The sequence below is a fragment of the Mucilaginibacter sp. OK268 genome, from assembly GCF_900103125.1.
In the GTDB taxonomy this organism is placed as follows: Bacteria; Bacteroidota; Bacteroidia; order Sphingobacteriales; family Sphingobacteriaceae; genus Mucilaginibacter.
Window position 1 is genome coordinate 932,754 of the sequence record NZ_FNJV01000002.1, and the last position, 12,334, is coordinate 945,087.

Genomic DNA, 12,334 nt, shown 5'->3' on the forward strand with positions numbered 1-12,334 from the left:
TGTTGATGTAAAAAACACAATGAAGAAATTATTTTTATATTCCATTTTAGCTATAAGCACCTGCAGCACCGCTTTTGCGCAAAAAGATACGCAAGCCAAAGCCATATTGAACCAGGTAAGTCAGAAATATAAATCTTACGACGCTATAAAAACCGATTTTAGTTTTACATTGGATAACCCGCAAGCCGGCGTTAAAGAAACCCAGAGCGGTACTTTAATTTCAAGGGCCAAATCGGGCAAATACAGGGTAACACTTTATGCTTCGGCTGGAGCAAAAGATGTAGACAAAGAGATCATTAACGATGGCAAAACTCAGTGGACCTATCTCAAAAAAGATAAAGAAGTACAGGTAGGCGACGCGCCTAAAGGCGCAGATGGTATTAACAACCCTTCTCAGATTTTCACCATTTATGAACATGGTTATAAATACCTGTATACCGGCGAGCAAAAAATTGCCGGCAAAGTATACCAGGCCATTGACCTGACCCCCGAAAATGAAAAACAAAATATTTTCAAGGTTCGCCTGCTGATAGACAAGGTAAAAAAACAGATCTACAGCGCGCAACTGTTCGACAAAAACGGCAATAGATACAACTACACCGTACGCAGCTTTACTCCTAATGCCCAAGTTGCCGATGCCACATTTGCCTGGGATGCCAAAGGTCATCCGGGTGTGGAACTGGTTGACCTACGATAAGATTAGGTTTTACGTGTGACGTGATACGTTTACGTTTTGACATTAACAAGAAGAGCGATGGTTTCACCATCGCTCTTCTTGTTTTCCCCTATTTGTCATGCTGAACTTGTTTCAGCATCCCACAGGACTGGTAACCATTGTGCTGAAAACCTTGCATATGGGATGCCGAAATAAATTCGGCATGACTTCTTTTTATTATCCTATTTCCCATCTACCTTCGGCGCCCTTTTATCAGGCATAGGGCCACGTTGATGAATGATCAAGCCGTTCAGGAAATTGCGCAGGATCTGATCGCCGCAGGGTTTAAAATTGGGATGATCATCGGCGCGAAAAATGGCGCCCAGTTCCGTTTTGGTAATACGGAAGTTAACCAGTTCCAAAACTTTTATAATATCATCGTCGGTAAATTTCATCGCTACACGTAGCTTTTTCATGATATCATTATTACTCATGCTCTTCTCAGTTTTATTATCTTGAAATATCTATTTTAACTTTTTTGTTTTTGATCTTTTCGCCTTTCACAGCTTGCACCGCTCGCTCAATACGATTGCGTTTTACTGCGGCGTATGACGCGTAATCATGTACTTCTATCAGGCCTACATCTTCCTTATCCAGTCCGCCTTTTTTGAGTAGCAGGCCCACAATATCAATCTTGTTCACCTTATCTTTTTTACCCGCGGCTATGTACAAGGTAGCCCATGGCGATAATGGCGGAATAACCGGATTCTCAGGTAATTCCTCTATCTCGGGCATTTCCTTTAAGTAAGATGGTCTTTCATCGGGCGCCAGGATCAGGTACGACGTGCCTTTGGCATGCATACGTGCCGTACGGCCGTTACGATGGGTATAAGCCTCCTCGTTATGGGGCAACTGATAATGTACCACATGATCAATCTCGGGGATATCCAGCCCACGTGAGGCCAAATCGGTAGTGATCAATAAGCGGTGACTGCCATTCCTGAATTTTAACAGCGCCCGTTCACGGTCTTCCTGTTCCATACCACCATGAAATATATCATGCGGCAGACCACGATCAAACAACAGATCGCTGATGCGTTCCACAGCGTCGCGATGATTACAGAAAACCAGTGTCGCATTGTCCCCTATTTTACAAATAAGCGCAAACAGAGCATCCAGCTTATCCGCAGCTTCGGCTATCACAGCTTTTTGCTTGATATCCGGCGCAGAAGCAGCATTGGTGAGGTAATCCAGCGTCGTTGGCCTTATCATGCCTGTAAAAGCGGGGATTTCGTCCATTTTGGTAGCCGATGTCAGGATACGCTTTTTAATGGCCGGCATCTGTTTAATGATATAGGTCATATCCTCCTGGAAACCAAATTCCAGGGCTTTATCAAACTCATCCAGTATCAGTGTGTGGATGGTATCAGTACTAAAGCTTTCCCGGCGCAGGTGATGCGCGATACGGCCCGGCGTACCGATCAATACCGCAGGCGGCTGCGAGAGGTTATTACGCTCAATTTTTACCGCGTGACCACCATAGCAACAATTCACTTTAAAACCGCTGCCTATGGCCTTAAAAACCTGCTCTATCTGCAAAGCCAACTCGCGCGATGGCACCATGATGAGCGCCTGTACTGTAGGTATCTTAGCATCCAGCAAACTCAACAATGGCAATAAAAAGCCCAGCGTTTTGCCCGAACCAGTAGGCGATAGCAGTATTACATCGCTTTTTTTGGCGGCGCTGATAGCGGCCTCCTGCATAGGGTTAAGAGCATTTATTTTAAGGTTCAGAAGAGCTTGCTTGATCATTATTTGTGCTGGAGTATGCGGCAAAGATAAGCTAAATAAGCGGGCCTTTAAATTTTGTCATGCCGAACGGAGCTAAGCATCTATTGAGCGACATGCCTATTGAAGAAGATCCTTCGCTATGCTCAGGATAACAAGAAAAGAAGTAGCGGGTCACGCTGAGCCCGTCGAAGCATAGTGAGAGGGTCTCTGCGCTCGCCCTTCGACAAGCTCAGGGTGACAGGCCCCTTTACTTAATCCATCTTCTCGTCTGTCAGTTCCTGATTGGTTTTATCTTGAATGTATTTGGCTATTTCTGCCGCTTGTTCATGGGTCAGGTCGCCAAAGCCGGTGTATTCCCATTCGCGCAGATCGTCGTCGAAAACAATATCGCCCAACCCTACTTCTCCCTCACTCAGTTTAAATACACCGGTTACGTATAAAGTTCCACCCGATATGGTTTGATTTACAGGCTTTATAGTGATATCGCGTTCGCCATCTGCAGTGTATAACTTATATTCTGCTGGTTTGATCATCTCTTTATGTATTTACGTACAAGACAATCACCAAACGATTTTGTTTATTTTATCAACCTAAAAATGAAGCTTTTACCAGCCCATAATTTGCATTACCCGGTTAAATTCGGGCTGCAAGGCGGCATCAATCTGTATGGTTTCGCCGGTAACCGGATGGGTAAACTCCAGGTGTGAGGCATGCAGTAACATGGTTTCCATATCCCAGGTTTCTTTAAACAGTTTGTTCTGCTTGTTGCAGCCATGGGTACGGTCGCCTATAATGGGATGAAAAATATGACTAAAGTGCTTGCGTAACTGATGCATGCGCCCGGTAGCCGGCACGGCCTCCACCAGCGAATAACGTGATGTGGGATGCTTGCCCAGGGGCACATCTAGCTCGGCGCGTTTTAAGGTGGTATATTGGGTAAAAGCATCTTGCAGGGTGCCATTCTCTTTACGCAGGGGGTAATCAATATCCTCCTGATCGGGTGTATGGCCGCGCACTATGGCCAGGTATTTTTTATGCACCTGATTTTCCATAAATTGCTGCTGCATGGCAATCTCGGCCGGTTTGTTTAGCGCAAACAGCAGTATCCCTCCAGTTTTACGGTCGATGCGATGAGCCGGGTTTACCTTCTGGCCTATTTGATCGCGCAGTAATTGCAGGGCAAATTCCGATGCGTCGGCAGCTATGGGCGACCGGTGTACCAGCAGTCCGTGTGGTTTATTAATGGCGATAAGATGCTCATCGCGGTATATGATCTCTAACATGCAGCACTATTTCAAATCGCGAAGGTACAACGCTATGTAACAATTTCATTTTATAAAGTATGGCTAACTAAAAAAAATATTTTAAATAGTTTGCTTTTTATATCTTTAGTACCAACTAAAATCTTTTTGCAAATGGCCAATACTGCAACCGCATCAACAGGCAGTGCCCCTGCTGATGATATCAACAAAGCATCAACCCGCTTATTTTCATTAGATGCCCTGCGCGGGTTTGATATGTTTTGGATAATGGGTGGCGAAGAGATTTTTCATACCCTGGCTAAAAGCACCAAATCGCCATTTTGGGAAACTATAGCCTTGCAATTTACCCATCCCGACTGGAACGGCTTTCACCTGTACGACCTGATATTCCCCCTGTTTTTGTTCATGGCCGGTGTATCCACCCCATTTTCAGTGGGCCGCGAACTGGAAAAAGGAAAAAGCCGTGGCCAGTTAACCTTACGTGTTATCAAAAGAGCGGCTATATTGGTATTGCTGGGCCTGGTAGTCAACAACGGACTGAACATTATGCCCATATCGCAAATTCGCTTTGCCAGTGTGCTTGGCCGTATTGGCATCGCTTATATGTTTGCCAACATCATTTACCTGTACAGCAGGGAGCGCATGCAAATGGTATGGTTTTGGGTGTTCATCATTGGCTATTGGCTGCTGCTTAAATTTACCTCGGCACCGGGTTTTCCGCATGGCGATTTGACCATGCAGGGTAATTTTGCCTCCTATATGGACCGTTTGATATTACCAGGCAGGTTGTATTTAGGCATCCATGACCCTGAAGGTTTATTCTCCACTATACCGGCCATCAGCACCGGCTTGTTGGGCATATTAACCGGTCAGCTTCTGAAAAAAACAGGCCTGGCTCAAACCCGTAAAGTAGCCATCATGGCGGTTACCGGTGTCATATTCCTGATCATAGCCCAGATCTGGAACCTCGATTTTCCTATCAATAAAAATCTGTGGACAAGCTCATTCGTGATGCATGTAGGCGGCATCAGCTTGTTACTGATGGCTTTGTTTTATTATATTATTGATGTGCTGGGTTATAAAAAATGGGCCTTCTTTTTTAAGGTCATCGGCATGAACTCCATCCTGATCTATATCTCCGGAAAATTCATCAAATGGCAATACACTACCAATGGCCTTTTCGGATGGATAGGTCAGCTGGTTGGCGATCCATATAATATTGTGGTGATGGCCGTTTGCTTTGTTCTGGTGAAATGGATTTTTCTTTATTATCTGTACCAGAAGAAAACGTTTTTGCGGGTTTAGTAATAAAAACGCGTCATTGCGAGGTACGAAGCAATCTCTACGTAGGTAGGGTTCAACCATAAAGGTTCGCTCTGTACAGTATAGAGATTGCTTCGTACCTCGCAATGACGCACTTATGAGTCTTTCTTAAGCCACTCCCGCTGCTCTTCGGGCGTAAAGAATGTCCAGGCCATGATACGGCTAACTTTTTGTCCCTGCGACATATTGATAGTTTGCACTTCCTTAGCGCCGGCCTTTTGCAAGGCATTGTACAAAACACGCAAATTTTCTTTTTTGGATACCAGCGAGGTGAACCACAAACATTGTTTGGCAAAACGGGTGCTTTGCGTAGCCATCACTTTTAAAAACGCGGCTTCACCACCAGGATACCATAGTTCGGTATTCTGGCCGCCAAAGTTTAGTAATGGCTCCTCTTTACCTTTGGCCGTATGCAAGCCCAAATTATTCCATTTACGGCGCGATCCTTCGGCAGCTTCCCTGATAGAAGCATGAAATGGCGGATTGCAAATGGTCAAGTCAAAAACCTCACCTGGTTTTATGGCAAATACAAAAATATCCGCACGGTGCTTTTGCAGTCGCAATTCAACAGCATTCTTTAGTTGATCGTTACTATTAATTATCTTTTGTGCCGATTCAATGGCCGCTTCGTCAATATCTACCCCAACAAAACTCCAACCATACTCCTGCACACCGATAATGGGATAAACACAATTGGCGCCTACACCAACATCCAGCACCCGTACCTTTTTACCCTTCCGAACAACACCTCCGTTTGATGTAGCCAGCAGATCGGCCACGTAATGGATATAATCTGCACGGCCAGGTATAGGCGGGCACAAATAACCCTCAGGGATATCCCAGCTGGCAATTTGATAATGATGCTTTAACAAGGCTTTGTTCAGCATTTTTACCGCGTCAGGGTTGGCAAAATTGATAGTTTGGTTATCGTATTTGTTTACCGTAACAAAAGGCCGTAAAGCTGGCGTAACCCTCATCAGCGCTTTAAAATCGTATCCCAGGCGGTGCTGGTTACGTGGGTGCATGGTTTCTTTTGCTTCGGGTTGGTTTGGGGCTGATTCTGGCAAGTTCTTGATTTTAAATAATAGGTTATCCTACAATACTGCCCAAATCGGCAGGTGAATAATTTATTGATTTGAGGGTTTTGTTATCTGCTGTGCGGTAAACCAGGAACAATCCGTCAATTTCTTTATAGTGCGATTCGGTACCTGCTATATTGCGGTAATGCTCGATTGTTTGATTAGCCTCCTCAATGGTTTTGCAGGCTTTGCTCATGTTGGAGCGGTGCACCTCATCAAACAGTTCTTTAAATTTTTGACCCAGCCCAAATTCCAATACCGCGCCCGATAGTACATATTGCAGATCGCAAAGGGCATCGGCTATTTCAACCAGGTTGTTATCATCAACCGCTTGTTGCAGCTCTTTCAGCTCTTCGGCAAGCAACTCAATGCGCAACTGGCTGCGTTCTTTTGATGGAATAGTCGGCTCGGCAATAATAGGGTGTTTAAAAGTGGTATGAAATTCGGCTACCTGGTTTAATGAGTTTAAATCTTTGATCATGATATTAAAGCAATATAAGTGCTGCTAAGTTATCAATTAACCCAAAAGCTTTCAAAAAATGATTGTCTTTAAAATTTGGAAGCGTTGCCTGGTCAGATTATTTATGCTATACATATTCATCAATTTAATCAAAATAACACCCAATTACGCGCATTGATAATATACAATTAATATAAAAAGTTAATATTAGGGCCTTAAAAATGAACGGAATAGCTCATTTATTTTATTAATAATTACTTAACATTGACTATCTTTATTAACATAAACATAATATTAAACTCACTGTTTATTAACTTAGCTTTGTGCCGAAAAATAATTTAGAATTTCCTTGTCCAATAATATGAAAAACGATAAAAATAAAACCGCCGCTAAAGAGGCCCGTAAAACACTAAAAAAACAATTGAACGATAAATTGTTTGCCCAGATCAAAACTGTGGTAGGCGAATTTGAATCTGATCTGAAAAAGGTAAACAAGGCCATTGAAAAAGCCGCGAAAAACCTGGCTAAAACATTAGCTGCAAAAATAGGTGCAGAAAGCACCACTCCGGCCGTTAAAACAGTAAAAGAAAAAAAGACAGCAACAGCTGCCCCTGTTGCTAAAACAGCGTCTGTTACACCGGCTCCAAAAGTGGCCGCACCGAAAGTTGCCGCAGCTAAAAAACCGGCAGCAGCACCAGCTCCTGCAAAAACTGCAACCAAACCTACTGCTAAAAAGGTAACAACCCCTAAAGCGTAAGTTATATATAACTATATATTGAGCATAATTATGCTCAAAAATAAGCAAGACTCCAACAAAGCCTTGCTTATTTTTTTGATTATTTTTTTATCAGAACAGATCGCAAATCCTCAACTCATCCTTCCCCCGGAGTCCCGGATATCGGCACTTGATCTCAAGCCTAAGCCACATCCTGCCTGTTTTTAACTATCGTAGTGGTAAAGTAGTGCCTCATTAATATAATCCGGTCTGTTTCCCTTTTAGTTTTGCTTACAGACAATAAAACAAATTTGCTTAATTTAAACTCGTGTATTTATCTGCCGAAGGCAAGTCTGTATTGCTGAAAATTCAGAGATGTACCATGCCTTATTCATATTTCACAGTTAAACCCGTTTAAATGCAACAGTTACCCAAGCGCCTTTTATCCATCGATGTGCTGCGAGCCATCACCATGTTACTGATGATATTTGTTAATGACGCCAGTGGTGTAAAAAATATCCCCGAATGGATAGATCATGCACCGGGTAAGGCCGACGCCATGGGCTTTGCTGATACTATATTTCCGGCATTTTTATTTATCGTGGGCTTGTCCTTACCATTTGCTATCAAAAACAGGCTCAATAAAGGCGATTCCTTTACCTCTATTTTATTTTACATACTTACCCGGAGCGCGGCGCTCTTGATCATGGGTTTTTATCACGTAAACCTGGAAAGCTACGACAATACTTCCCTGTTGCCTAAAGCTTTATGGGCTATACTGATCACTCTGGCCTTTTTCCTGATATGGCTGGATTATCCCGAAACCATGACCAAAGTCAAAAGGTACATCTTTCAGGGTCTGGGTATAGCTATCCTGATTGCCATGGCTATTGTATATAAAGGCAATGACGACGGCGAAATTACCGGCATGCGCCCGGAATGGTGGGGAATACTGGGCATCATTGGCTGGGCTTACCTCATATGTGCCATTGTTTACCTGCTGGCTAAGGGTAAACTGAATATCCTTTTTCCGGTGTTGATATTATTTGTAGCCATCAATATAGCTCGCCATACCGGCATCATTCACAAAAGACTATTCCTCATCGGCGATGCCTCTTCCTTGTGTTTAACCATGGGTGGCATTGTGATATCAGAATTGTACGCCCGCCTGGTTTCGCTTGGCAAAACGCAACGCATGTGGCTTATCTTTGGGCTTACCGGGGTGTTATTGATCGTACTGGGGCTGGTAATACGGCCGTATACGCAAGGCATCTCTAAGATCCGCTCCACCCCTGCATGGATATTTATTTGCAGTGGTATCACCATCCTGGTATTTGAGCTGATGATTTACCTGGTTGATGTAAAAGGCAAAAAAGACTGGTTCAAATGGATCTGGCCGGCGGGTACCAGCACGCTTACCTGTTACCTGATGCCTTATTTCCAGGTTTTTCTGCTGATGCTTTTCCATATCACTTATCCGGATATTTTCAATTCGGGCATTATTGGCCTGGCCCGTTCTATGGCTACCGCATTTATATTGATCGCCCTGGTTGGGCTCATGGAAAAAAAGCGGATCAGGCTCAAAGTTTAATACATAATCACACCATACTTAAACCTCATCATAAAATGATCAACCTAAAACTTCGTAAACAGGTAGCGGCCAAAGTCATGCTTTGTTTATTGCCATTTTTATTACCAGCGATTACACTCCAGGCACAAAAAGCAGCTAAAAAACCCAAATATGTAATTATTGGATACGTGGGCGGGTACAAGGGTGTAGCCAATATGGAAATGGTGAACCCTGAAAAGCTTACCCACATCAATTATGCTTTTGTAAACGTAAAAAACAACCGTGCCTTTTTAAGTCACGAAAGAACAGATACTATCAATTTCAGGAACCTGGTACAGCTTAAAAAGCGTAACCCTGCCCTTAAAGTGCTCATATCCATAGGCGGTTGGACCTGGAGCGGAAATTTCTCTGACGCCGTATTAACCGACACCGCCCGCGAAGCCTTTGCGGCCAGCGCTGTGGCCATCATTAAAAAATTTGATCTTGACGGTATTGATATCGACTGGGAGTACCCCGGTATGGCAGGCAACACCGGTAATATTTACCGCCCTGAGGATAAAGTAAACTATACCCTGATGTTTAAGGCCCTGCGACATGACCTGGATATATTAGAAAAACAGGTCGGTAAAAAATTATTGCTTACTACGGCTGTTGGAGGTTTTAAGCGTTTTTTAGATCATACCGAGATGGATAAGGTGCAGCAATACCTCGACTATATAAACCTCATGACCTATGATTACTTCCAGGATGGCTCGGGTATAGCGGTTCATCATACCAACCTGTATGCCTCCAAACAATACCAAACAGAAAATTATGCCGATAAAGCCGTATCTGATTATATGGCTGCCGGTGTGCCTGCCAGCAAGCTGGTATTAGGCGTGGCTTTTTATGGTCGCTCCTCAAAGGTGCTGGATATTGCCCAGAACGGACTGGGGATGAAAAGAGGCGAGTACATGCATGTAGGTGGTTATACGCTGATCAAAGACAGCTTGCTGAACCGCAATGGTTTTAAATATTACCGCGACCGCAATGCCGAAGCTCCTTACCTGTTCAATGCAGCCACCAGGCAATTTATATCGTACGATGATGAATGGTCGATAAAAGCCAAATGTCATTACCTCATCAAACATAAAATGGCCGGCGTAATGTTTTGGGAATATGCTGATGACAAAAAGGAGTACTTGCTAAATGAGATAGATGCAAGGTTGATAACGAGGTAAATTAGTCTTCTGATCTTCAACACGTCATTGCGAGGTACGAAGCAATCCCTGATTTGCAGAGTCGCTCTGTATAGTTTAGAGATTGCTTCGTACCTCGCAATGACGCACTTTTTGCAGTTAGTTAATTACGTTCATCTGCACATCTAAAATCTGCACATCCGCACATCTACTTCCTCCTCAACCACAGCACAGCATTCTCAAACAGTTTGTTTTGCGTATCTGAAGTAAATATCTGGTCGCCGTGCCCCATGTTAATATACAGCATTTTGTATTTGGTGTTCGTCCACACTACCGGGATATCACCTTCGCGGATAATGTCCTTTTTACCCAGGGGATAATTTGCCGGATCAAGCGTTACCAAAACTTTAATGTCTTTATTTAACCGCGGACTTGGTTTCCACCCGTACCATTCATTAATAGGCGCTACAAAATGAACCGGGATACCTTTGGTTACCGGATGTTTACTATCATCAATCACCAGCTTTGCGGGTAGTGGTGGCCAGCTGTTGTTATAAAAAACAGCACTACCCAAAAAGCTTACAAACCAGGGCCATTTGGTATATTTATCATTATATCCGGCCACGTGAAAACCGACCCAGGCACCGCCGTTATCCATGTATTTTACAAAGGCATTGCGTTGTTCTTCGTTCTGCGGAAAATCATTCAGCCAGATGATGAGCTGGTAATTTTTAAGGTTATCATCATTCAAATTTTTCCAGTTGGTGGTAGCCTCAAAGGCAAAGCCATCTTTAGCTGCCAGATCGGTAAAATACTTGATGGCATCATTGGCAAAATCAACATGATCCGATTCGACCGTGGTGGTATAAAGGGCCAGCATTTTAAATTTAGCGCCCTGGGCAAACACCGCGGTACAGAAAACAATAGCTATCAGCAGGCAAAACAGTTTTTTAAACATCATATGGTTATTTAATGTTGGTATTATTTACCTACAGCCCAGAAAATAGCGTTAGTCACCAGTTTTACCCAGGCCGGGTTATCCAGCAGATTTGGCGAATGGCCCATGAAAATATAAACGTTACGGGCCTTTTTCTGCTCGTTAGTCCATACCACAGGATGATCGCCCATTTTGATATCTCCCTGCGGATCGTAGGTTGATTCGTCAACGCTGGCCAGTACATGTACATTAGGGCGCGGGCTTTTATCATAGGTATACCATTCCTCCTGCTGTATCAGGAACGACGCGGGCACACCTTTCATCACCGGGTGCTTTTTATCTTCTACGTTCACCTTGCCTTTGGCAAAAGTGGCGATGTAGTTTTTGTAGGTGATGCCTCCCATAAAGTTCGAGAACCATTGCCACTCGTGATAGCCATCAAACTCACCCAAAAGCGTAGCGTGATGAAAGCCTACCCAGCCACCTTTACCTTCGTCAATATATTTCTGAAAGGCAGCCATAGCCTTATCAGTCCAGGCATAGGGTACATAATCCAGCTGCAAAAACAATTGGTACTGGCTCAAAAAGGCATCGTCTATTTTGTCGGTATTTTGTATATAATCGATAGTAAAGCCCTTTTCAGCGGCCAGTTTATCCAGCCATACTTTGGCGCGTTTGGAGAACTCAATATGGTGCCCCCCATTCTCATACAGGGCCAGTACTTTAAAATGTTTGGTTTGCGCGTTGAGGTTAAAGCAGATAAATATGCCGAGGCAAATGAACAGCAGTAGTTTTTTCATATGTTTTTTAGTAAGATTTTATTTGTCCATGATGGTTTTAAACGAGGTTAGCAGCGTACGAGAGTTGTTATTTAAACCGGTAAACAATCGCTTATCCTCCACCGACCAGGGATACCCCTGACGATAATCCCACCAGCGATATTCAATTTTGGAGTATTCATTGGTGATGCCCTTTTCTATCGGCTTTTCGTAGTAATTATAAGCGCGATAGGTATACCCGGTATCGGTCACCGTAATACTTACATTGAATTTTAACCAGTAATAGTTCCCTGAGTCGCTGGCGATCACTTTGAACAAGCCTATGCCATTGATAGTTCCGGCTTGCTCATCAATAACGGCTTTGCCCTCCGGCTGATCTGGAAATACGGTACTAAACCAATGTCTGGCCCGCTGAAACAGTTCGGCTTTGCCTGCTATATTTTTTGAGGTGTTCTCGTAATTCACTTTCCCCTTTTTCATGGGGATATCAATTTTAGCAGTATCCGTTTGCGCAAATGCAAAAGCAGGCAACACTAAACAATATACCATAAAGTAAAGGATAACAAGAGGCGTTCTTTTCATACA

At 43.6% G+C, this 12,334-nt stretch carries 14 protein-coding genes; 5 read left to right on the top strand and 9 right to left on the bottom strand.

From position 1 onward, the window contains the following. Positions 1-19: 19 nt before the first annotated feature. Positions 20-697, top strand: a complete 678-nt coding sequence (locus BLR84_RS09595) for an outer membrane lipoprotein periplasmic chaperone LolA1 (RefSeq protein WP_090467234.1) — start codon at positions 20-22, stop codon at positions 695-697. Positions 698-897: 200 nt separating this feature from the next. Here the strand turns inward: BLR84_RS09595 and BLR84_RS09600 are convergent, their stop codons facing one another. The 4 genes from BLR84_RS09600 to BLR84_RS09615 all read right to left on the bottom strand — a co-directional run bounded on the left by BLR84_RS09600 (position 898) and on the right by BLR84_RS09615 (position 3,729). Then, positions 898-1,131 (bottom strand): DUF1456 family protein, encoded by a 234-nt coding sequence (locus BLR84_RS09600; RefSeq protein WP_255366902.1) that lies wholly within the window; start codon positions 1,129-1,131, stop codon positions 898-900. A 34-nt stretch (positions 1,132-1,165) separates the two neighbouring features. Beyond that, positions 1,166-2,467, bottom strand: a complete 1,302-nt coding sequence (locus BLR84_RS09605; protein WP_090467238.1) for a DEAD/DEAH box helicase — start codon at positions 2,465-2,467, stop codon at positions 1,166-1,168. A 230-nt stretch (positions 2,468-2,697) separates the two neighbouring features. After that, positions 2,698-2,979 carry a hypothetical protein gene (locus tag BLR84_RS09610; RefSeq protein WP_090467240.1) on the bottom strand — a complete coding sequence of 94 codons (282 nt, stop codon included), beginning with the start codon at positions 2,977-2,979 and terminating at the stop codon, positions 2,698-2,700. Between the two features lie 72 nt (positions 2,980-3,051). Beyond that, the gene (locus BLR84_RS09615) at positions 3,052-3,729 is read right to left on the bottom strand and encodes a pseudouridine synthase (RefSeq protein ID WP_090467242.1); all 678 of its coding nucleotides are present in this window, start codon (positions 3,727-3,729) and stop codon (positions 3,052-3,054) included. 132 nt (positions 3,730-3,861) lie between these two features. On the opposite strand from BLR84_RS09615, the gene BLR84_RS09620 reads away from it, so the two are divergent. Further along, positions 3,862-5,013, top strand: coding sequence for an acyltransferase family protein (locus tag BLR84_RS09620; RefSeq protein ID WP_090467244.1), 1,152 nt, complete (start codon positions 3,862-3,864; stop codon positions 5,011-5,013). Between the two features lie 113 nt (positions 5,014-5,126). Here the strand turns inward: BLR84_RS09620 and rlmF are convergent, their stop codons facing one another. Then, positions 5,127-6,098, bottom strand: coding sequence for a 23S rRNA (adenine(1618)-N(6))-methyltransferase RlmF (rlmF, locus tag BLR84_RS09625; RefSeq protein WP_090467246.1), 972 nt, complete (start codon positions 6,096-6,098; stop codon positions 5,127-5,129). Positions 6,099-6,120: 22 nt separating this feature from the next. Next, entirely contained in the window at positions 6,121-6,591 is a 471-nt protein-coding gene (locus BLR84_RS09630; RefSeq protein ID WP_255366903.1) for a nucleoside triphosphate pyrophosphohydrolase family protein, read from the bottom strand. A gap of 340 nt (positions 6,592-6,931) precedes the next feature. Between BLR84_RS09630 and BLR84_RS29995 the strand changes: the two genes are divergently transcribed. The 3 genes from BLR84_RS29995 to BLR84_RS09645 all read left to right on the top strand — a co-directional run bounded on the left by BLR84_RS29995 (position 6,932) and on the right by BLR84_RS09645 (position 10,075). Further along, positions 6,932-7,327, top strand: coding sequence for a hypothetical protein (locus BLR84_RS29995; protein ID WP_090467248.1), 396 nt, complete (start codon positions 6,932-6,934; stop codon positions 7,325-7,327). A gap of 376 nt (positions 7,328-7,703) precedes the next feature. Further along, complete coding sequence (locus tag BLR84_RS09640) at positions 7,704-8,876, top strand: DUF5009 domain-containing protein (RefSeq protein ID WP_090467249.1); 1,173 nt, start codon at positions 7,704-7,706, stop codon at positions 8,874-8,876. A gap of 35 nt (positions 8,877-8,911) precedes the next feature. Beyond that, on the top strand, positions 8,912-10,075 hold the full coding sequence (locus BLR84_RS09645) for a glycoside hydrolase family 18 protein (RefSeq protein ID WP_255366904.1): 1,164 nt from the start codon (positions 8,912-8,914) through the stop codon (positions 10,073-10,075). A gap of 166 nt (positions 10,076-10,241) precedes the next feature. Here BLR84_RS09645 and BLR84_RS09650 read toward each other — a convergent pair whose 3' ends face one another. The 3 genes from BLR84_RS09650 to BLR84_RS09660 are packed head-to-tail and all read right to left on the bottom strand — an operon-like array spanning position 10,242 to position 12,331. After that, entirely contained in the window at positions 10,242-10,994 is a 753-nt protein-coding gene (locus BLR84_RS09650) for a ThuA domain-containing protein (RefSeq protein WP_090467251.1), read from the bottom strand. A gap of 20 nt (positions 10,995-11,014) precedes the next feature. After that, positions 11,015-11,770: a ThuA domain-containing protein gene (locus BLR84_RS09655; RefSeq protein WP_090467254.1), complete on the bottom strand. Its 756-nt coding sequence runs from the start codon at positions 11,768-11,770 to the stop codon at positions 11,015-11,017. An 18-nt stretch (positions 11,771-11,788) separates the two neighbouring features. Next, positions 11,789-12,331 (bottom strand): DUF4468 domain-containing protein, encoded by a 543-nt coding sequence (locus BLR84_RS09660; RefSeq protein WP_090467256.1) that lies wholly within the window; start codon positions 12,329-12,331, stop codon positions 11,789-11,791. Between the last annotated feature and the right edge of the window lie 3 nt (positions 12,332-12,334).

What these genes read in the sequence shown, in the direction of transcription:
- BLR84_RS09595 (WP_090467234.1), top strand. Translation starts at nt 20, where the DNA reads ATGAAGAAATTATTTTTATATTCCATTTTAGCTATAAGCACCTGCAGC.
- BLR84_RS09600 (WP_255366902.1), bottom strand. Translation starts at nt 1,131, where the DNA reads ATGAAAAAGCTACGTGTAGCGATGAAATTTACCGACGATGATATTATA.
- BLR84_RS09605 (WP_090467238.1), bottom strand. Translation starts at nt 2,467, where the DNA reads ATGATCAAGCAAGCTCTTCTGAACCTTAAAATAAATGCTCTTAACCCT.
- BLR84_RS09610 (WP_090467240.1), bottom strand. Translation starts at nt 2,979, where the DNA reads ATGATCAAACCAGCAGAATATAAGTTATACACTGCAGATGGCGAACGC.
- BLR84_RS09615 (WP_090467242.1), bottom strand. Translation starts at nt 3,729, where the DNA reads ATGTTAGAGATCATATACCGCGATGAGCATCTTATCGCCATTAATAAA.
- BLR84_RS09620 (WP_090467244.1), top strand. Translation starts at nt 3,862, where the DNA reads ATGGCCAATACTGCAACCGCATCAACAGGCAGTGCCCCTGCTGATGAT.
- BLR84_RS09630 (WP_255366903.1), bottom strand. Translation starts at nt 6,591, where the DNA reads ATGATCAAAGATTTAAACTCATTAAACCAGGTAGCCGAATTTCATACC.
- BLR84_RS29995 (WP_090467248.1), top strand. Translation starts at nt 6,932, where the DNA reads ATGAAAAACGATAAAAATAAAACCGCCGCTAAAGAGGCCCGTAAAACA.
- BLR84_RS09640 (WP_090467249.1), top strand. Translation starts at nt 7,704, where the DNA reads ATGCAACAGTTACCCAAGCGCCTTTTATCCATCGATGTGCTGCGAGCC.
- BLR84_RS09645 (WP_255366904.1), top strand. Translation starts at nt 8,912, where the DNA reads ATGATCAACCTAAAACTTCGTAAACAGGTAGCGGCCAAAGTCATGCTT.
- BLR84_RS09650 (WP_090467251.1), bottom strand. Translation starts at nt 10,994, where the DNA reads ATGATGTTTAAAAAACTGTTTTGCCTGCTGATAGCTATTGTTTTCTGT.
- BLR84_RS09655 (WP_090467254.1), bottom strand. Translation starts at nt 11,770, where the DNA reads ATGAAAAAACTACTGCTGTTCATTTGCCTCGGCATATTTATCTGCTTT.
- BLR84_RS09660 (WP_090467256.1), bottom strand. Translation starts at nt 12,331, where the DNA reads ATGAAAAGAACGCCTCTTGTTATCCTTTACTTTATGGTATATTGTTTA.